This window comes from Halobacillus litoralis (assembly GCF_020171725.1).
Classification (GTDB): Bacteria; Bacillota; Bacilli; order Bacillales; family Halobacillaceae; genus Halobacillus; species Halobacillus litoralis_F.
Genome location: NZ_JAIVAJ010000012.1, coordinates 19,622 through 40,132 on the forward strand (window position 1 = coordinate 19,622; position 20,511 = coordinate 40,132).

Here is a 20,511-nt window from a genome sequence, read left to right on the forward strand (position 1 = left end):
GTTACTCCGCTCCTTTGTTTTTCTCTTTCGCTTCAACCCAAAGCTCTTCTAATTCATCCAAGGAATAGTCCTCTAAAGATCCGGTCCGCTCAGCCGCCGCGCGTTCCATAGCAGCAAGACGTGTACGGAACTTGGTGTTCGTTCGCTGAAGGGCTTGTTCACTGTTCAACTTGTAGTGCCTTGCGACATTCGCAATGGCAAACAGATAGTCTCCGAACTCTTTTTCCATTTCCTCTATATTCTCTTTCTCTCTTGCTTCGTTGAATTCCTGCCATTCTTCCTGCACTTTCTCTAAGACAGGCTCGACTTCATCCCAGTCAAATCCGACTTTAGCCGCTTTTTTCTGGAGCTTCTCAGCCTGAAGTAAAGCAGGGAAACTCTCCGGGACGCTGTCTAATATCGATTCAGGCTTAGTCCCTTTCTCTACTTGCTTGATGGCTTCCCAGTTTGTGACGACTTCATCAGCGTCGTTGACCGTCACCTGATCGAACACATGAGGATGGCGGCGGATCATTTTATCCGTAACCGATCGAATGACTTCATCCACTGTGAAGAACCCGTCATCTTCCCCGATCTGGCTGTGCAGCATCACTTGTAACAAAACATCACCAAGCTCTTCGATCATGTTGTCATCATCTTGACGGTTCACGGCATCAATAAATTCATACGCCTCTTCAATCAAGTATTTTCTTAACGACTCGTGGGTTTGTTTCTGATCCCACGGACACCCACCAGGAGCCCGAAGACGACGAATGACTTCGCGCAGTCGGAAGAACTGATGATTCAGCTGATCTTCCGGAACCGGCGGAACGTACACACTCGTCAGATTATCGACTTCTACCGAACGATCCAGCTCTTCCAGAGGAACGGTTGTGATTTTTTCGTGTCGGCTTCCCGCTGCTGTTACGATTGTAACGGGATAGTCGGGTGTGAGGTCCTCAAGCAGGGTCAGCTTCAATTCAGACGCAATCATCGCATCGTACACCTGACAGAACACCGTATGGTTCATCAACTGCATGCGCTCGCTGCTTAAATCAGTGGCATCAAAGAATTGAAAACCTTCGATCGGATCGATTTCCAGCGCCTGAAACGTCGAATCTAAGAAGCTTTGTCCACCCTCAATCGTTAATGCGATCTCTCCGGCATCGCGGGCTTGAATCAATAGTTGGACCGTACGCTCAGCGAGCATCGGGTGTCCAGGAACGACATATAACACGTCCCCCGTTTCATTTATCAAGCGTTTCGTAATCTCTTCATAGACGCCGGTGAACTGATCATTCTGCTCATACACCGCATCAAAGCTTTCAAAGGTGACGCCTTCCTCCTGAAGAGCCGCTATGACAGGATGGTCTAATGTTCGAGCGTAAACCGTCCCTTCATATTGAAGGATCCGGCGGTAGACCCCAAGCGGCAATTGTTCGAGATCACCTGCTCCGAGCCCTAGTACTTGTATGTTATTCATAACTTCAATCCTTTCGGCAATAATCGAAGCCACCCGTGACTAAATGGCATGGCTTCCACTTCTCTTTTCGTAAACGCCCCGATCTTCAACAAAGCCACGAGGTAGATGGCAGCCCCGACAAGGACGACACCCAATGTGAATACGAGTGAAAGGAAACGATCCCCCTCCACCCATGGATGCAGATAAGAAACCGGCCAAACGAATGCCGTCATGGCGATGGCAGCAACGATAATCGGGCGCCACGGGAGCCACATCCACCGGTTCGTCTTCATTTCTTGTCCTAAGGTTACGATATTTCCTATCAAAACGAAAGCCACAGCTACGACTGAACCTATAGCCGCCCCTTTCAGTCCCAACGCAGGAACGAGCTGCAGGTTTACAATCGTCTTCAGTACAGCTCCTCCCACAATCCATAATCCCGTCGTAATAATATAGTTCAACCCCTGCAGCACGGATGCCGTAGACATCTGCAGCGAGCTCAACACGATGACAAGCATGAGAACCTGCAAGGCACCCGTGCCACTTGAATCCAGGAAAAAGAGTGGATTAATCAAAGGAAGCAGCAGGATCAGACCAAGGCTGGCTGCCAGCCCGATGACGAAACTGAATTTGATCGCAGACGAAACAGAAGCACGCATACGCTCCGGCTCCTCGGCCCATCTCTTCCTTGTTACGGAAGGTACGAGCGCTAAAGCAAGGGAGGAAGCAAGGACAGTACCTAGTTGAATCAGCGGCTGCCCACGGTCAAAGACCCCTTTCGCTTCTTTAGCCCTTTCAAGTGGCATTCCTGCATCGACCAGTCCCGGCACGAGCGTAAGGGCATCAATCCACTGCAAGGACAAAAGCAATGTGTAATTCAGACTGATGAATAAACCGTAAACCACGATGGTTTTCACATATTTGTACGACGCTTTCCATTTCCATTGAAACACTCCAGCATGCCTGTTCATAAACATGACCAGGATAAGGAAGGCGCCTGTCGATGCGGCAAAGGAAGCATATACAGCTCCTTTTCCCACCATGTACGAGTCACCAGACCTTGAGACCATCCACGCTACAGAGAGGATTCCGATGACCCGGATCAATTGTTCGGTTATTTGAGACAGGGCGGTCGGCAGCATATGACCGTTCCCTTGAAAGACACCTCTGAATACGGAAAGAAGCGGCACAAAGAGGAAAATGAAAAACGCAGATTCAAGCGAAGGAACCAGACGCTCATCCCCCATTATGGAAGCCAGTCGTTCCGCTTGACTGAACCCCACAAGGGAAGCTGTTCCGCATAGAACAGACAGCACAAGCAAGACAGGGAAGAAGGACACCCGTTCTTCTTCCGTTGCAAGCTTTGAGACGGCAGCCGGAAATCCATATAACGCAAGGATCAGCGCAGCGCCAAGTATGGGGTAAACCTGCTGATACACATAAAAGCCCAGGTCACCCGTTATATTTTGAAGAGGAACCCGATAAAACGCGCTGAGCACTTTCCCAAGCAGCCCGGCGATCGTTAGAATCATGGCGCCTTTTATGATTGAAGTTGTTGAAGTGGTCATAGTCGACCCTTTCTTTCTATGTAAAGTCATACGCGCATTATACCATATAAAAGGAGGACATTATTGGGCAGGATGATGAGGAAGAACGGGGACAATCTTTTTCCCATAGAGAAAGGCCAGATCCATGTTGGTGCGGGACCTGACCTCAGGAGCCCGCCTACTCCATTTGTTTTGCCAAAAAACTGGCTGCGGCTTGAATTGCCTTCTCGGTCCCCTCTTCTAACGGAGAACCTTCCTTCGTCATGGCAATCACACATCCGATCGGATCACCTTGAGCAATAATAGGATAAATGATAAAAGAAGTGACTTCTTCCTCCTGACCTTTCACAAACTCGACAGGCGCCGGATGTTTTTCCATTTCCATAGAGCGGCTTTCCATGACTTCTTCCACTTTGGCTCCAACTGACTGATTCAGGTAACCTTTTTTTACTCCTCCTGCAACGGCGATATATTCATCACGGTCACATATAAGTACGGGAGCATCCAACGACTCACTCAATGCTTCTGCATATTCTTTTGCAAAATCACCTAGCTCACTGATCGGGGAATATTTCTTTAAAATGACTTCCCCTTCACGATCCACGAAGATCTCCAAAGGATCCCCTTCACGGATGCGTAATGTACGGCGGATTTCTTTCGGAATTACAACTCGACCTAGATCATCAATACGTCGAACAATGCCTGTTGCTTTCATTCTTATGCTGCCTCCCTTTCTGTAGTGTAAGCCTTGACTATCCTGGTTGAAGCGCATGCAGAATAAGCAGGTGATTACAGTTAGTATGATTCAGCAGGAAAAACCTATACACCCTTGGAATGGATTTTTTTATCAATGGGCGGGTTTACAGTATAATTATTCCAATATATTTTCTTTTTAATCAAAGCACTCATACAAAGATGACGCCCCTTATTTTGACTATATTAGAAAAACAGAGAGGCGGAATAGGAGATCGATTTAAAGGAACAAAAGTCCAGACAAAAAAGCTGGAACACACGTGTCCCAGCCTCTCCTGAATATTTTATTCCTCTTTTTTGTCCCTGATATTGCAGAAGTCCTACACAAATGTATGGCTTTTAGGCGTTCGTATGTTCCCGCATCATGTCCGGAAGTTGACTAATGAACTTTCGCACCACTTCATAACGGTCGAACTTCGTCTTACGGTCCCAAGAGAATGTCGCTTTCAGTTGATTATCTTCCGTTGAAAGCTGAACCATTCGTCCGTATTGGTTCGCTAAATCAAACAGCTTGGCGCCGTCGATCTGCTGACTTTGTTCTTTCTCCATGACCATCTCGATCTTTTTCTTCTTCTCACTCACTGCTTCAATACGGGATTCCTTAGCATGTAAGCGGATCGTCGAGGCTGTAAAGAGATTCTCGACCTCCTGCGGATAGTCCCCGAAGCGGTCAATCAACTCATCACGAAGGTCCTGGATATCCTCTTCTGATTCAATTGCCTGGAATTCCTTATACATATCGATCTTCTGCTTCTCATCTGCAATGTACTCAGGCGGAATGTAGGCGTCAATCATCAAGTCAAGCTCTGGACTGAACGGCTGTATCGCTTCCGGCTCTTTACCCTGCTGTTTGGCCTCGATGGCATCCTTCAGCATTTGGGAGTACATATCAAACCCGACGGAATCGATGAATCCGTGCTGCTGGGCACCAAGCAGGTTTCCAGCGCCTCGGATCGACAAGTCGCGCATCGCAATCTTGAAACCGGAACCGAGTTCCGTGAACTCTTTAATCGCCTGCAAACGTTTCTCCGCCACTTCCGTCAGCACTTTGTCTTTCTGATACGTGAAATATGCGTAAGCGACACGGTTAGAACGTCCAACTCGTCCGCGAAGCTGATAAAGCTGACTGAGTCCCATACGATCTGCATCATACACAATCAGCGTGTTTACGTTCGGAATGTCCACACCTGTCTCGATAATCGTCGTACTGACAAGCACATCCGACTCTCCTTCAAGGAAGGAGAACATGACATTCTCAAGCTCTGTCTCGTTCATCTGACCGTGCGCAAACGAAACACGCGCCTCTGGCACGAGCGCGGCAATTTCCTGTGCCATACGTTCAATGTTTTCGACGCGGTTGAACAGGAAGAACACTTGCCCATCTCTCGCCATTTCCCTCTCCACGGCTTCCCTTAAGAAGATCGGATTATATTCAAGCACATAGGTCTGAATAGGGAAACGGTTGGCCGGCGGGGTTTCAATGACTGATAAATCACGCACGCCGAGCATCGACATGTGCAGTGTACGCGGAATCGGTGTTGCGGTTAAGGTCAGCACATCGACATTGTTCTTCAGTTGCTTGATCTTCTCCTTGTGCTTTACACCGAATCGCTGTTCTTCGTCCACAATCAGAAGACCGAGATCCTTGAACACGATATCCTTAGACAAAATCCTGTGCGTTCCAACGATGATGTCGACTAATCCTTTTCTCAGGCGGTCTGTCGTCTCTTTCTGCTGCTTCCTCGTACGGAAACGGCTCATAAGCCCAATATTAATGCCAAAGCCCTGGAAACGCTCCTGTAGCGTCTCATAGTGCTGCTGAGCAAGAATCGTAGTAGGGACGAGGATCGCCACCTGCTTGCCATCGAGAATCGCCTTGAATGCAGCACGAATCGCGACTTCGGTCTTCCCATACCCGACATCCCCGCACAACAGACGGTCCATTGGTCTGATCCGCTCCATGTCTTCCTTGATTTCTTCGATACAACGGATTTGGTCCTCCGTTTCTTCATACGGGAAAGCCGCTTCGAAATCGCGCATCATTTCATGGTCTTTGCTGAAGGCATAGCCTTTTGAAGCTTCGCGTTCGGCATAAAGCTGAATCAAATCATCCGCAATATCCTCAACAGAGGACTGCACGCGGCTTTTCACCTTTTTCCACTCGCTGCCGCCGAGTTTATACATCTTCGGCTCTTTGCCCTCTGAACCGACATACTTCTGAATCAAGTCGATCTGATCGATCGGAACATATAACTTGTCATTCCCGGAATACTTCACCATAAGAAAATCTTTATGAGTCCCGTTCATTTCTAGCGTTTCGATCCCCAGGTACTTCCCGATCCCGTGGTTGGCGTGAACGATATAATCGCCGACTTTAAGTTCCTGATAGTTCTTGATTCGTTCCGCATTAGACATCTTTTGTTTACGCTTCGGTTTCGCTTTCCGTTTCTTGAACAGTTCTTTCTCCGTAATGACGGCGAGATGGTGCATCGGAAATTCGAAGCCATTGCTCATATTGCCGATAACAATGGTCGGTTTCACCAACGGAAGAGTGACCGATTCTTTTGAAATCACAGCTTCCATATCGTAATCTCTCAGCACGGATTCGATTCTTTCAGCACGCTTGTCGTCAGGCGCAAATATGAGAACGGAGAAGTCCTGCTTTTCCCAGCGGTCCATTTCTGTCTTTAAAAGGTTCATCTGACCGTGGAATTCCTGCATCTGCCGACTGGAGATATTCACGATATTCTGCGGCTGCGTATTCGGAATATGCCGCATAAAAACAGACATATAAAGACGGGGACGATCCATCTTTGTCCACGCCTCGTGCCAATCGAATGACAGTTTCAATCCACGAACGGTCTGGTTCGCTTCAAGCAGGCTCTGATGCCACTCCGCTTCTTCCTGATCGAGGCGGTTCGCCGTTTCCTGAATACGGCTCATTTCATCCAATATGATCAAACCATTCTCTGGCAGGTAATCTAGCAAACTGTAGTTTTGTTCATAGAAAAAACCGATATATTTATACATCTCTTCGAACCGTTCCTGCTGCTTCAAACGGCCGATATCATGTTCGATGACTTCATTCAGCGTTTCTTTCGCTTCTGATTTCTGCAATTTGGCCAACGACTCACTAAAGGCTTCTTCCAACCGGTGCTCAGCACGGGCAAAGTCTTCCTCAGTCAAAAGCAGCTCAGTCGCCGGTCCAATGCTGACGTGGTCCAGCTTCTCATGTGAGCGCTGTGTTTCCGAATCAAATGTCCTGATGGAATCAACCTCTGTATCAAACAACTCAATTCGATAAGGGAACTCCGACGTCAGCGGGTACACGTCCATGATCCCCCCACGCACAGAAAACTCCCCCGGGGTGGCAACCATTTCCGAGCGTTCATATCCCATACTCACAAACCTATTCAAATAAGTGTCAAGGTCGATTTCTTCCCCAACACGAAAAGGGAGCTGATTGTGCTCCCAATACTGTTTCGGTGCCATGATTCGTTTTAATGCTGCGACGGGCGCAATGAGGATCCCCGACTCCTGGTTCAGCCATTTGTGCAGCGATTCAATCCGCTGGCTTCTCAGCTCAGGGCTGGCCGTTGCGATTTCAGATGCCATCAATTCATTCACCGGATAAAGGTGAACATCTTCTTCATTTGTCAGCTCCTGAAGATCATCATACAACTGCTGAGCCTGAATCAGTTGATGCGTCACAAGAAGCACCGGACGCTTCAACGATTCTTTCAACAAAGAAATCAAAACGCTTCTCGATGCACCGGATAAACCAGCCACCATTTGTTCTTTTAATCCAGACTCAAAGCCATCCACAACAGAATGAATGTCATCCTGCTGATACAAATACTGCTTTATTCCTTGCATAACGAACTCCTCCACCATCCCTAGGCGGGACTTAATGAATAAAATTATCTAATTCATGGTAGTGAGGATGCCGGTCGAGCCCTTCCTTGCATGAATCACAAATCGTATGGATGTCCAAATTCCCATCACTCTGCATATGGACCATCTGTTCTTGATCCGCATCGTTCAGCACATCAAAACCGAGTTGTGAAGCATCAACCTTCTCAGCATCCAGTTCACCGACCTGATGTTGACAGTGCCGACAAAAATAACGAATTTTCATTTCCATCCTCCTCTAAGAGTTGTGATGGTCATTAGTTTTGCCGGCATTTCACCGCGTTATTCAAAAAGAGCCGCTTGCTGACTCTCTATTTTGCATTAAAGTCATTCATCACTTCATCAAACGACTGCCCCATCCACGCTTCACATGCTTTCACAGCTTGATCGATGCTGTCTGTGACATCTTGCTGCTCAGACTTCGGGAATTCACCCAACACGTAATCCACCACGGTAACGGGTGCAGCAGGACGACCGATTCCCATTCGGAGTCGCTTGAATTCTTTTGTTCCAAGTTGATCGATGATATTACGAATGCCATTATGACCTCCGTGCCCACCTTTTTTACGAAGACGGATCTTCCCTGGCGGCAGATCGAGATCATCATACACAACAAGAAGATCATCTACCTCGATATCATAATAATCCATAAAGGCACGTACCGACTCCCCCGATAAGTTCATATATGTCTGCGGTTTGAGGAGAAGGATCTTCTCTCCATCCACATGTTCTGTCGTATATAAACCACGGAACTTCGTCTGTGATACGGACCAATGATTTTGGGCGGCTAATTCATCTAACACCATAAATCCGATGTTATGTCTTGTCTTATCATATTTCTTTCCTGGGTTCCCAAGACCTACAATGCACTTCATTCATAACTCCCTTTTCTGTTCCGGAACTTTCACTTATGATAAGTTCCTCTTATTATATCAGAGCTGTTCTGAAAATGATGTCAAAAGAACAAGAGTATCAAGAAAATTCAAACGGCTATACGAACAAGGCACGTCTAACGAAACAAGTGATAGACAAAGAAAAAGGACGGGCCCTTTGGCCTCGCCCCTGTTCTTTGTCTATCTTTATTCTTTGTCTTCTTGTTCTTCACCTTCATCATCGCTCTTCTCATTGATGACTTCCGGCTCTGCGTCAGCATTCTCAGTGTCAGGCTCTTCCGGCATTTCTTCTGGTGGCGTTACAGATACAATGGTTGTATCTGGATCTTCAGTAATCTCATACTTACGAGCTTCTTTCAGATCACTTACCAGAATGCTGTCCCCGATGTTCAATTCAGAAACATCAAGTGTGATTTCTTCTGGAATATCAGCCGGTTTGGCACGAATAGCCAATTCATAAAGCGGCTGCTGCAATACGCCGCCTTCTTTAGAACCTGCAGCTTCACCTTCTAGGTGTACAGGTACTTCAACGTCCATTTCTTCAGACATGTTTACGACGTAGAAGTCTGCGTGAATCAATTCATCTTTAAGTGGGTCAACCTGGTATTCATGTAACATAACGTCGACCGTTTCACCATTATCGATATCTAAGGAGATAATAGCGTTCTTACCTTCGTCGCGTACTGTTTTAAGAAGTTCGATGCTGTTTACAGAGACTGTAATCGGTTGGTTCTCTTTGCCGTAAACAACGCTTGGCACGTTTCCTGCAAGTCGAAGTTCACGTGTAACAGACTGTTTAAGATTTTGTCTTTGGTTCGCTTTTAGTTTAGTAGCCAAATTAATCATCCTCCATATAAATACCAATCATTTATATCAGTTTCCCGTTAATTTAAGACCTTAAACCTCTTTTTGCAAATTAATCAAACAAAATGCTGATGGACTGACGTTCATGAACGCGGATGATCGCTTCACTGATCAAGCCGGCAACGGACAATTCCGTAATCTTATCAATTTTCTTCTCTTCCCCAAGAGGAATCGTATTCGTGACGACTAACTCTTTGATCTTCGAGTTGTCGATTCGTTCAATCGCAGGACCTGAAAGGACAGGGTGCGTACAACAGGCATATACATCTTTAGCGCCATTCTCAATCAGAGCATTGGCAGCAAGCGTAATGGTTCCCGCTGTGTCTATGATATCATCGATCAGAATCGCTGTCTTCCCTTCGATATTACCGACGATGTTCATGACCTCGGCTACGTTTGGACGTGGACGTCGTTTGTCGATAATGGCGATTGGAGCTTTCAAGCGATCCGCCATTTTACGGGCTCTTGTAACTCCGCCGTGGTCTGGAGACACGATGACAAGGTCGTCAAAGTTCTTTTCTTCAAAGTAGTCGGAAAGAATTGGAACCCCTACCAGGTGGTCAATCGGTACATTGAAGAAACCTTGAATTTGCGGAGCGTGCAGATCAAGCATAAGGACACGGGACGCGCCTGCTGTTTCCAGTAGGTCTGCCACTAATTTCGCTGTGATCGGCTCACGTGCACGTGCTTTACGATCCTGTCGTGCATAGCCGTAATAAGGCATTACGATGTTGATCGTTTTCGCAGAAGCACGCTTCAGCGCGTCGATCATGATCAACAGCTCCATAATGTGCTGGTTGACCGGTTCGGATGTGGATTGAACGACATACACGTCACAACCTCGAATACTCTCTTCGATGTTAATTTGAATTTCGCCATCACTGAAGCTTGTCACGGTACATTTACCGAGGTCGACTCCAATGTTATCTGCTATAGCACTCGCCAGCTCAGGGTTCGAGTTCAGGGAGAAAACTTTCAGGTTTGGATCCTTATATCCCGTTGTCATGGATGATACCCTCCATTAGTCTTTTTTTATCGATTTGATTCTTGATGCGTAGCCTTCTTTGTTCGTCTGACGAGATCGTGCAATCGACAAAGCTTCTGCTGGTACATCTTTATTGATCGTTGAGCCAGCCGCCACATAAGCGCCTTTTCCAACGGTTACTGGTGCAATTAAATTCGAATTACAGCCGATGAATGCATCGTCTTCAATGGTCGTCAGGTGTTTGTTCTGACCATCGTAATTCACTGTAATCGTTCCACAGCCAATGTTCACGCCGCTGCCAACTTCAGCATCTCCGATATAACTTAAATGAGAAGCTTTACTTCCGTCACCGAACGATGCTTTCTTTACTTCTACAAAGTTGCCGACCTTCACATCGTCACCCAATGAAGATTGAGGGCGGATGTGTGCGAAAGGTCCAACCTGAACGCGGGCACCGATCCGGCTGTTGTTCGCTACACTCTGCTTCACGACGGACTCTGCACCGACATGACAGTCTTCAATCGTAGAATGCGGACCGATCTCCGCATCCGCTTCTACGACAGTATCCCCTTTAAGAATACTCCCTGGATGCACCATCACGTCCTGTCCGATTTTTACATCCGGACCAATATACGTGTTAGAAGGATCGACGATTGTCACTCCGGCACGCATGTGCTTTTCATTAATCCGTTGTTTCATGAGGGTCTCTGCCTTCGACAACGCAACGCGGTCGTTCACACCTAAGGACTCCGAGAAGTCAGGTGTTTGGTATGCGCTGATGGTTTCAGACTGACCTTTCAAGATTTCTACAACATCCGGCAGGTAGTATTCCCCTTGGACATTGTCGTTAGACACATTTTGTAACGCTTGAAAAAGCATCTTGTTATCAAAACAGTACGTACCTGTGTTGATTTCTTGAATCGCTTGTTCTTCGTCTGATGCATCTTTTTGCTCTACAATACGTTCGACTTGGCCGTTTCCTCCACGAATCACACGACCATACCCTTGTGGATCTTCTGCATGAGCCGTTAGAACCGTAGCTTTGGCTCCTTCTTGATCATGGTGATCCAAGAGCTGTTGAAGCGTATCGGCTGTCAGCAGCGGAGTGTCTCCACAAACGACCACCGTCGTACCTTCTTTATCAGCCAGAATATCTTCCGCCTGAAGCACAGCATGACCTGTACCAAGCTGCTCTTTTTGAATCACATAGTGACTGTCATCTCCAAGTTGGTCCTGCACTTTCTCCGCGCCATGCCCAACTACTGTAATCAGTTCACTCAGATCTAACGTCTTCAGCTGATCCACGACGTGTTGGACCATCGGTTTACCACATACAGGGTGTAACACTTTATATAACTTAGACTTCATACGAGTTCCTTGCCCGGCTGCCAATACGACAGCATATCGATTCGTCATGAACGTACCTCCATCCTAATTATCCATTATGAATAATATCTTAAAAACCGTCTAATTTCAATCCATAGCAGAAGTGGCAGAAACAGTCAGACACCTACCTATGGACTAGTTCTACAACCTCTCTAAACAAAAAAAGAAGCCTAACCACTACATAGGTTAGACTCCCGGTGTTCGTAAGTATTAGGAAGCGCCGGCTTCTTCAAACTCTACTTCTGCCTGCTCCTCGTCTCCAGCACGTTGGTATGCTCCAAGAACAGCTTCCTGAATCTTCCCACGTGTACCAGAATTGATCGGGTGCGCAATGTCTCTGAACTCACCATCTGGTGTACGCTTGCTCGGCATGGCTACGAATAAACCATTGTTGCCATCAATCACCCGTATGTCATGGACAACAAACTCCTGGTCCAAGGTAATAGAAGCAATTGCTCGCATTCTTCCTTCCGTATTTACGCGTCGCAGTCTTACGTCAGTTACTTCCATTAAGATTCACCACCTTTTATAAAAAAGAACTTATATACTTCAATTCCACAAAACGCCAAAAATTCCTGCTTCATTTAATAAAAAGTTTTCAAATAAATTGATTTTTTTCGTCCATTGGTTGTATTTCTAAAGTATGAGTCTGGTGAATGCTGTTGTAGAGCGTTTTCATGCAGGCTCCTAATAAAAAAGCTTCTCAAACCTGGAAGTTGAGAAGCTTTCCCATTATAAATACTGTAACAAGTTTCCTGGTTTCACTTCAATGCTTTGAGCACGATCATCAGCATTTATGATTTGAACCAGTGATAAATAGTCTTCTACTACGCGTTCTTCATCCTCATCCTCTGCCTCTGCCAATACACCGATACCAGCCACTTCAGCGTCGAACTCCTTCAACAGATTCTTCATTCCGTTGATGGTGCCTCCCGCTTTCATGAAGTCATCGATGATACAGACGCGCGCCCCTTGCTGTAAGGAACGCTTCGTTAGGACCATCGTCTGAATCTTGCGAGTGGAGCCTGATACGTAATTGATACTGACGGTGGAGCCTTCTGTCACCTTCGGGTCTCTTCTGGCGATGACCACCGGGACATTCAAGTAGGATGCCACAGCATACGCAAGCGGAATCCCTTTCGTCGCCACCGTAATGATGGCATCAATGTCTTGATCATGGAAGGCTGATGCGAAAAGACGGCCGATGTCACGCGTCGTTTTCGGGTCTCCGAGAATATCACTCATAAACAAATAGCCACCGGGCAGAAGCCTCTCTGGATCCTCGAGCTTTTCACACAACGATTGCACGAATTCAAGGCTGTATTCCTTGGAATAGGACGGAATGTACTTCACACCGCCTGCCGCTCCGGCAATCGTCTCCAGATAGCCGATGCCTTCTTCCCGAAACATCTTATTCACAATTGCTAAATCTTCGCTGATCGATGACTTCGCCGAATCGAACTTCTCTGAAAAATAAGGAAGAGAAACCAACTCTTTAGGGCGGTCCAAAATGAAATGTGTCATCGCGACTAACCGTTCACTTCTTTTCATGATTCACACCTCAAAATCCGAATATTATTTATACAATATATCAGATTTGTACGGATTTAATCAAGTTCATTCCCGATATCCTAACATTCTTACGATATATACTTCTTCACAAAACCCTTTCAGGCTATTGTAAATCCGCTGAGCACGGGCATCCTGTTCAACCAGGGCAAAGACCGTCGGACCGCTTCCGCTCATCAGCACAGCATCCGCTCCGCCTTGGCGCATCTGATCTTTAATCTGGCCCACTTCTTCGTGAAGGTTCATCGTGACCCCTTCCAATGTGTTGCCGACATTGCCACAGATCGATTTGAAGTCTCCATCCTTCAAGGCTTGAATCATCGCTTCCGTATTCGGGTGAGCCGCTTCTTGTAAGTCCAAGTTCTGATACACCGTCTGTGTCGACACGCCGATTGTCGGCTTCGCCAATACGACCCAGCACGGAGGTGGCGCAGGAAGGGCCTCGACCTTTTCCCCTCGACCTGTAGCGTGGGCCGTCCCGCCATACACGCAGAATGATACATCTGAACCGATTTGAGCACCGAGTTCAGCAAGTTCGTCTGTCGTTCGGTTCAATTCCCACAAGCGGTTCAATCCTCTAAGCACTGCCGCGGCATCGCTGCTTCCACCAGCAAGTCCCGCTGCAACCGGGATATTCTTCTCTATAAAAATCCGGACGCCTTTCTTCACGCCATAATGGTCCTTTAACAGCTTCGCCGCCCTGTAGGCCAAGTTGCGTTCGTCATTCGGAACGAACCGATTCTCCGATTCGACTTTAATGACATTCTGCTTCAAGGGAGTCAGTTCGATCCGGTCAGCCAAGTCGACGGTCGTCATGACCATCTCCACTTCATGGAAGCCATCATTTCTTTTGTACAGCACGTCCAAAGATAAATTTATTTTCGCAGGAGCTTTTTCTAACATTTGCATGCGAGCACCTCATCTTTAAAGGTTATCTCCAAGCATTGTATCACATTTTCAAAATAAAAAGCGTCACCATCTTTTTCTGAGCACACGAAAAACCCCCTCGCGTCGCACGAGGGGGGAATACTTATTTCTTCATCATTTGCTCTTCAGCCATTTGAACTGCCCGCTTTACCATGTTACCGGCATCGCGAGTCGTAATGCCGCCCCAGCCGTCTTTTTGCACTGTGTCGTAAAAACCAAGTTCTTTCGCGATCTCTTCTTTCAACGAATCGGACATAATACCTTTACGTCTGCCCATCGTCTTCAGCTCCTTTCGCTTTCACTTGTACGACACCCTTAGCTTACGCAGGAGAGCTCGACCTTAAACAGGCACATACAGGGAAGCATGGAAAAGGATACAGCGAGAAAAAAAGCGGAATTGGAACAAACTATCTGTGTGAAAACAAAAAAAAAGCAGCAAACGAAGTGTTTACTGCTCAAGAGCCATTGTTTGTAGGTCGTCGAAGTTCAACTCAACCGTTTCTGTAAGTACATCTGCATAGCTGTAGGATACACGTTCAAAAGCATTTTCTTCTTGGTCAAGTTCAACAATGAACACAGCTGGGTACGTCTCTGCCAGAATGCCTGAACGTTCAATCGTTTTGCGACGTCCACCATTTGCCTTCAGCGTTAAACGTTTACCAATCTGACCTTCTAAGGACTGCTTGATTTCTACTAGCGTTTTAGCCACTACACTCCACCTCACTGATATTTAGTTTACCACGCATACGGGACAAAGTCAAATAAAATTATTAATTATACCAATGTTCATAAAAACATGTCAACATAAGATTACTGAAAACCCTTCTTAAGTTAGCTTATCCATGATTAGGAAAATTATGTAGAAGTGCCTGAAATTCTAAAAAGCCGCCTATGTCGATCAATAAGCGGCTATAAATCTTCGTACGATTCTTGTGAATATGGCATGCCGATTCGCAGTAATCCTCTCGTCTCAATTCCTCCGAGGCCCGATTCCCCACTAATGGTATTTCGAATGACCTCCCATATATTGATATGATTGGTGACCGACGTATATGCCACCCTTGCTGCAACATATACAGGATCGATCGCATGAATGTTCACACGCTTTGGTGAACTAGCAAAGTTCGCCCCGGCCTTAATGATCGATTCAAAATGGGACTGACACGCCCCGGCAAAGACGACCATCTGATCGAAGTTCGGGTATTTCTGACGGATGTTCCGTACCGCTTCCACGAAGTAACGCGAATGACGATAGGACTCCAGCTCACGCATCGAACCCTTCGCCTTCGAATAAGCGTCATGCCCCGTGATCACCACGATTTCGGGATGGACTTTCTCAATCAAATCCATGATCCTCGTCGGCATTTCTTTTTCATGCATATATTGACCATGTACTTGAAGTCCGAGCTGTTCATACAAGGCAATGCATTTTTTCAGAAAAAGAGGATCTCCATCTACATGAAGAATTCGAGGGGGGATTTGAAAATAGTTCGAGTCTTGGCTGCTGGAGTACCCGCTGCCAGCTTCTGATTCCCGCTGCTCCTTCAACAAGCGGTAATCCTGCCTGAAGAGACGATAGGAATACGATTCCTGCTCATCAACCTTCTCTTTCATCCGGTGATATTCAGCTCCGGTCACCTCTTGCAGATCACCCAAGGGGGCATCTGCCTCTAAACGGACATGCTCTCCCATTAACTTGATGATCGGTCCACCTGTCGACTGCACGCGAAAAATAATGTCATTGGAGTACGATTTTCTTGTCACTAAGTCTCCGGTTGTTATCATAATCTCCCACCTCACAGAAAGCACTAATGTAGTCTATGTGGGCTGACTTTACGATGTGTCACTTTTCCTAATTGAGGATGTCCGAACGAGACCGCCACGTTCTGTTGGGCCGCGGAAAGCGAGTGGTCCCCCCACTCTTCACTCCAGTTCGTACAGATCAAAACCAAAAAAAGCCCAGACGTTTAGACGTCTGGGCTTTCCAGTCTGTTGAAAAAGGTTGGAGAACGCTTCTGTTACAAATGTGGAGTTTTCCACCCCACTGTACAAAAGTAGCGCGAACAGAACCGAGCAGGAATATGGAAAGGCGAACGCTATGCTGTGCCATCATCGCCTTTTCGGACGGTAGCATAAGAGGTTCCGTCTTTCCTTCATAAAGGTGTTGGCGAAACTGCGAGACTCCTATGGGAGCAGAGTACAGATGAGACCCCGCAGCGAACGAAGGGAGCGAGGAGACTCAGCGGACGCCCACGGAAAGCGAGTTGTTTCGCCAACACCGCTTCTCAAACTTTATAAGAACCGATAGGACTTCTCGACATCCTGAAAAGCCCAGACGTTTAGGCGTCTGGGCTTTCAGTGGTGTCTAGACGGTTGGCGAGAAGGGCGAATTCTTCCATTGAGAGCGATTCCCCTCGTCTTCTCGAATCGATTCCGATTTCATCAAGACGTTTATTCAATTCTTCTTTATCATAGATCCCTTTAAAGTGACGGGCTAAGTTATTCATCAAGGTTTTTCTTCTCTGTCCGAATGACGCTTTGACCAAATCGAAGAAGAAGTCTTCGTTGTTCACGTCCACCGGAGGCTCAGATCGCATGTTCAGATGCAGCACGGCGGAGTCTACATTCGGCTGTGGTTGAAAAACGGTTTTCGGCACGTTCATGACCACTTTCGCCTCTGTATAGTACTGAACCGCAATCGAAAGGGAACCATAGCTCTTCGTATTCGGCACAGCAGCCATACGATCCGCCACTTCCTTCTGAATCATGACCGTCAGACTGCTGATTGGAAGACGGTCCATCAGCAGCTTCATCAAGATCGGTGTTGTGATGTAATACGGGAGGTTCGCTACGACATGGACAGGCTGTCCCGGCTCAAACTTCTCCTCCATCACGTTTTGCACATCCGCTTTCAGAATGTCCTCATTAATGATCGAGACATTGTCATAGTCCTGCAGCGTATCATCCAGAATCGGCAAAAGGCGCTGGTCGATTTCAAATGCGACAACATCCTTCGCGTGGATGGCGAGTTGCTCGGTCAGCGCCCCGATTCCAGGTCCGATTTCAATGGCCCCTGCTTTTTCATCAATGCCTGCATGTTCAATGATGTTCTTTAATATATTGACGTCCACCAAAAAGTTCTGTCCTAGACTCTTCTTAAACGAAAACCCATATTTCTTAAGGATTTCCCGTGTTCTTGTCGGTGTTGCTACTGCTCGGTTATTCATCTCTTTCCTCCTGAATGATCTGCCTCATCGTATCATCAAGCTGCTCCTCTGATATGCGGAACATATTCAAACGGCGCAGCAGTTGTTTTCCGTTCGTTTTGCCAATGCTCAGGTGGATGCCCAGCTGTTCACGACGTTTTCGTGCCTTTGGTCCACCAATTAAGCCATAATCGATTAGGTCGTCTTTTGTAATGGTTTCCTTCCAGTCATCTGATAATTCATAAACAGATGACAGAGCTTCCCTGATGTCCTCGGCAGTGGCATGCTCAATGCCGATGCCTTTGTCCCGCTTCGCGCGTGCCAGATGCTTCGGGAGAAAAGCATGCTTGCAGTTGGGTACGCTTTGCGAAACGATATGACGAATCCGCTCCCCGGGATAATCCGGATCTGTAAAAATGATGACCCCCCTCTTTTGCTGGGCATGCCTGACCTGCTCAAGAACCGCATCATCCACAGCCGATCCATTCGTTTCGATGGTATCCGCATCGACCGCTTCTCGAATACGTGCGGTATCATCTTTTCCTTCCACTACAATGACTTCTTTAATTTTCAATCTTGTTTCCCCCTGTATAAGCGAGCCATAATCCACCCTTAGCATACCATGAATCCATCACAGAGGCGACAACCCGTCCTTGAAGGGGATTCTACCTCCTGCCGCTAAACAGCCGCATAAGAGCCCTCTGAATCATTATGGTGAACAAGCTGTCTTCATGCTTTCTAAAAACAAAAAAGGAGCAGGGATCCGATACCCCTGCTCTTACCTTTAATCTAGTACTTTCACTTTCACATTGCGTCGACCGAAGCTCAAGGCTTTGCTCTTCGAAGGAACGAAGAGGTCGATGCGGTTGCCATTGATCGCGCCACCTGTATCTCCTGCCACAGCATAGCCATAGCCTTCAACCCAGACGCGCGTGCCAAGTGGAATGACATTCGGGTCCACGGCGATCACTTTCGCGCCAGGGTTCGCTTTCAGGTTAATTCCCGTAGCTGTTACACCGGAACATCCGCTGCAATTCGCCGTATAAGCTGTTGCATGCATATATAACGTGCGTGAACTGTCAGAATTTCCGCGGGATACGGTGGTAACGGCGTTGTTCGAGCTTGCTGTCGAAGTGGTTTGCACTTTCGTTCCTAAGGCGACCACTTTCTTTTTGCTCTCTTTCTTTACCGTTTCATCGATCAGCTCGCGGCTTGTCTCTTTCCCGTTCTTAATGATGACTTCGTATTCTCTCGTGACGAGACCATTCTCTCCAGCAGAGAGAACTTCTTTTTGACCTTTTGTGATCGAATTGTCCTTCCGCGTCTCGACGGTGAAGCCGACCTCTTCATCGACGATGTCGGTCACTTTCTCCACTCGTGTCAACGTGATCGGAGTGTCAGGTTGAAGAGGCTTCTCTTCAGCCGGTTTCAATTCATCGAGCTTGTTGACGGTCACTTCTTGATTGTCGATGAATTCACCGACAGTTGAAGCCGTGGTCCAAACTTCTTTCTCTTTACCTCCATCATTGAAGGTCACCTGGAAGGCCCGCTCAATCTGAATATCCATTCCATCCTTGAGCGCAGCTTCCGTATCGTGCGATAGATCGTCTTGCTCTTTCACATCTACCTCTTCTTCTTCAAGAAGCTCCCCAACGGTCCGGGCAGTTGTGTGATACGTTTCTGTATCGTTGTTGTCGATTGCTAGATTTATAGATTTAGATGGTATGTACGTAACATCCATTCCAAAAGTTACAGGGTCTGATAGTTCGTGTGATAATTCATCGTGCTGCTGTACATCGACGTTCAGTTCATTCAGCAATTCACCAACCGTATTCGCATGCGTGCGAACCAGTTCGGTATCGCCGTTTTGAGTCACTTGTACAGAAGCTTTAGTAGCTTGATACGAAACGGTTAATAAAAAGGCAATACTCGCGACAGAAATCATAGAAATCCACACCATTGTGTTTTTAAACAACGACTGTGAACCTTTCTTTTTGTTTTCCATTTCTGCTGCCTCCTTTCTTAAACACTCGTTCAATTTTAGTCGCAGCTACTAAGGATGTCAATCAAACGCCTCTTGAAATAAAAAGAGGAGCCAGCATCCTTTTGGCTGACTCCTCTATTATGCCTTTTCGCCTAGTCGATTAACATAACAAACATGTTACAATTCCCATACATTTTGATGTTGGTTCTGTAACATTGGGTATAAAGTACCCGATTTTAAGACGAAATCCCGAAAAATTCGAGTGCATTCGCCGTTGTCACTTCACTGACTTCTTCATAGGAAATCCCCTTCAGTTCAGCGATTTGCTCAGCTACAAGCGAGACGTACGCCGGCTCATTGCGCTTTCCACGGTTCGGATGCGGCGCAAGGAACGGACAATCCGTTTCGACAAGCATGTGCTTCAAGTCGATCTCTTTCGCGACTTCTTTCGGCAGCTTGGCGTTTTTGAATGTCACAGGACCACCGAGGGAAATCATGAAGTTCATCTCAATGCATTCCTTAGCAATCTCAGGCGGTCCGCTGTAACAGTGCATGATGCCGCCGACCTCTGCCGCGTTTTCCTCACGTAATATGTCAACGATATCTTCTGTTGCTTCGCGGTTGTGAATAATGATCGGCATCTTCACTTTCTTCGCAAGAGCAATTTGCTTGCGGAATACTTCCTTCTGAACCTCAACAGGCGATTTATCCCAGTGATAATCGAGGCCCATCTCTCCGATGGCCACCACTTTAGGGTGCGCCGACAACTCTTCGATCCATTTCAAATCCTCTTCTGTCATATCAATCGCATCGACAGGGTGCCAGCCGACTGCTGCAAAAATGTGATCATGGTCTTCGGCGATTTGAATGGCTTTCGGGATCGTTTTCCGGTCAAATCCGACGACCGTCATGTAACGGACCCCCGCTTCCCGGGCACGAGAAATCGTCTCTTCTAAATCCTCTTCAAACTGATCGGCGTTCAAGTGTACGTGCGTATCAAAAAGCATCGTTTTTTTCCACCTCTCGCTTAGTATCGTCTTCATG

At 47.0% G+C, this 20,511-nt stretch carries 19 protein-coding genes; all 19 read right to left on the minus strand.

Features of this window, described 5'->3' with window-relative positions; translation table 11 throughout:
• Nucleotide 1: 1 nt before the first annotated feature.
• The 19 genes from mazG to LCM20_RS19190 all read right to left on the minus strand — a co-directional run bounded on the left by mazG (nucleotide 2) and on the right by LCM20_RS19190 (nucleotide 20,474).
• Entirely contained in the window at nucleotides 2-1,462 is a 1,461-nt protein-coding gene (mazG, locus tag LCM20_RS19100; RefSeq protein WP_225197088.1) for a nucleoside triphosphate pyrophosphohydrolase, read from the minus strand.
• Complete coding sequence (locus LCM20_RS19105; RefSeq protein ID WP_225197089.1) at nucleotides 1,459-3,009, minus strand: polysaccharide biosynthesis protein; 1,551 nt, start codon at nucleotides 3,007-3,009, stop codon at nucleotides 1,459-1,461. The genes mazG and LCM20_RS19105 overlap by 4 nt, the downstream gene beginning before the upstream one ends.
• Before the next feature lie 157 nt (nucleotides 3,010-3,166).
• Entirely contained in the window at nucleotides 3,167-3,703 is a 537-nt protein-coding gene (spoVT, locus tag LCM20_RS19110) for a stage V sporulation protein T (RefSeq protein ID WP_318247333.1), read from the minus strand.
• 377 nt (nucleotides 3,704-4,080) lie between these two features.
• Nucleotides 4,081-7,617, minus strand: a complete 3,537-nt coding sequence (gene mfd / locus LCM20_RS19115) for a transcription-repair coupling factor (protein ID WP_225197090.1) — start codon at nucleotides 7,615-7,617, stop codon at nucleotides 4,081-4,083.
• 31 nt (nucleotides 7,618-7,648) lie between these two features.
• A complete protein-coding gene (locus LCM20_RS19120) occupies nucleotides 7,649-7,879 on the minus strand; it encodes an anti-sigma-F factor Fin family protein (RefSeq protein WP_225197091.1) in 231 nt (76 codons plus the stop codon).
• Nucleotides 7,880-7,964: 85 nt separating this feature from the next.
• Nucleotides 7,965-8,528 (minus strand): aminoacyl-tRNA hydrolase, encoded by a 564-nt coding sequence (gene pth / locus LCM20_RS19125; protein ID WP_225197092.1) that lies wholly within the window; start codon nucleotides 8,526-8,528, stop codon nucleotides 7,965-7,967.
• 204 nt (nucleotides 8,529-8,732) lie between these two features.
• Nucleotides 8,733-9,383 (minus strand): 50S ribosomal protein L25/general stress protein Ctc, encoded by a 651-nt coding sequence (locus tag LCM20_RS19130; RefSeq protein WP_225197093.1) that lies wholly within the window; start codon nucleotides 9,381-9,383, stop codon nucleotides 8,733-8,735.
• A 79-nt stretch (nucleotides 9,384-9,462) separates the two neighbouring features.
• Nucleotides 9,463-10,416 carry a ribose-phosphate diphosphokinase gene (locus LCM20_RS19135; protein WP_225197094.1) on the minus strand — a complete coding sequence of 318 codons (954 nt, stop codon included), beginning with the start codon at nucleotides 10,414-10,416 and terminating at the stop codon, nucleotides 9,463-9,465.
• A gap of 15 nt (nucleotides 10,417-10,431) precedes the next feature.
• Complete coding sequence (gene glmU, locus LCM20_RS19140) at nucleotides 10,432-11,811, minus strand: bifunctional UDP-N-acetylglucosamine diphosphorylase/glucosamine-1-phosphate N-acetyltransferase GlmU (protein ID WP_225197095.1); 1,380 nt, start codon at nucleotides 11,809-11,811, stop codon at nucleotides 10,432-10,434.
• Between the two features lie 180 nt (nucleotides 11,812-11,991).
• Entirely contained in the window at nucleotides 11,992-12,291 is a 300-nt protein-coding gene (spoVG, locus tag LCM20_RS19145; RefSeq protein ID WP_225197096.1) for a septation regulator SpoVG, read from the minus strand.
• 222 nt (nucleotides 12,292-12,513) lie between these two features.
• Nucleotides 12,514-13,332: a pur operon repressor gene (gene purR / locus LCM20_RS19150; RefSeq protein ID WP_225197097.1), complete on the minus strand. Its 819-nt coding sequence runs from the start codon at nucleotides 13,330-13,332 to the stop codon at nucleotides 12,514-12,516.
• 66 nt (nucleotides 13,333-13,398) lie between these two features.
• Nucleotides 13,399-14,259 (minus strand): 4-(cytidine 5'-diphospho)-2-C-methyl-D-erythritol kinase, encoded by an 861-nt coding sequence (gene ispE, locus LCM20_RS19155; protein ID WP_225197098.1) that lies wholly within the window; start codon nucleotides 14,257-14,259, stop codon nucleotides 13,399-13,401.
• A gap of 121 nt (nucleotides 14,260-14,380) precedes the next feature.
• Complete coding sequence (locus LCM20_RS19160) at nucleotides 14,381-14,554, minus strand: small, acid-soluble spore protein, alpha/beta type (protein ID WP_225197099.1); 174 nt, start codon at nucleotides 14,552-14,554, stop codon at nucleotides 14,381-14,383.
• A 171-nt stretch (nucleotides 14,555-14,725) separates the two neighbouring features.
• Entirely contained in the window at nucleotides 14,726-14,986 is a 261-nt protein-coding gene (gene veg / locus LCM20_RS19165; RefSeq protein ID WP_035545428.1) for a biofilm formation stimulator Veg, read from the minus strand.
• A gap of 200 nt (nucleotides 14,987-15,186) precedes the next feature.
• On the minus strand, nucleotides 15,187-16,062 hold the full coding sequence (gene yabG, locus LCM20_RS19170) for a sporulation peptidase YabG (protein ID WP_225197100.1): 876 nt from the start codon (nucleotides 16,060-16,062) through the stop codon (nucleotides 15,187-15,189).
• 554 nt (nucleotides 16,063-16,616) lie between these two features.
• Nucleotides 16,617-17,504, minus strand: a complete 888-nt coding sequence (gene rsmA, locus LCM20_RS19175; protein WP_225197101.1) for a 16S rRNA (adenine(1518)-N(6)/adenine(1519)-N(6))-dimethyltransferase RsmA — start codon at nucleotides 17,502-17,504, stop codon at nucleotides 16,617-16,619.
• Complete coding sequence (rnmV, locus tag LCM20_RS19180; RefSeq protein ID WP_225197102.1) at nucleotides 17,497-18,057, minus strand: ribonuclease M5; 561 nt, start codon at nucleotides 18,055-18,057, stop codon at nucleotides 17,497-17,499. The genes rsmA and rnmV overlap by 8 nt, the downstream gene beginning before the upstream one ends.
• 210 nt (nucleotides 18,058-18,267) lie before the next feature.
• Nucleotides 18,268-19,488, minus strand: a complete 1,221-nt coding sequence (locus LCM20_RS19185) for a G5 and 3D domain-containing protein (protein WP_225197103.1) — start codon at nucleotides 19,486-19,488, stop codon at nucleotides 18,268-18,270.
• Nucleotides 19,489-19,703: 215 nt separating this feature from the next.
• Complete coding sequence (locus LCM20_RS19190; RefSeq protein WP_225197120.1) at nucleotides 19,704-20,474, minus strand: TatD family hydrolase; 771 nt, start codon at nucleotides 20,472-20,474, stop codon at nucleotides 19,704-19,706.
• Between the last annotated feature and the right edge of the window lie 37 nt (nucleotides 20,475-20,511).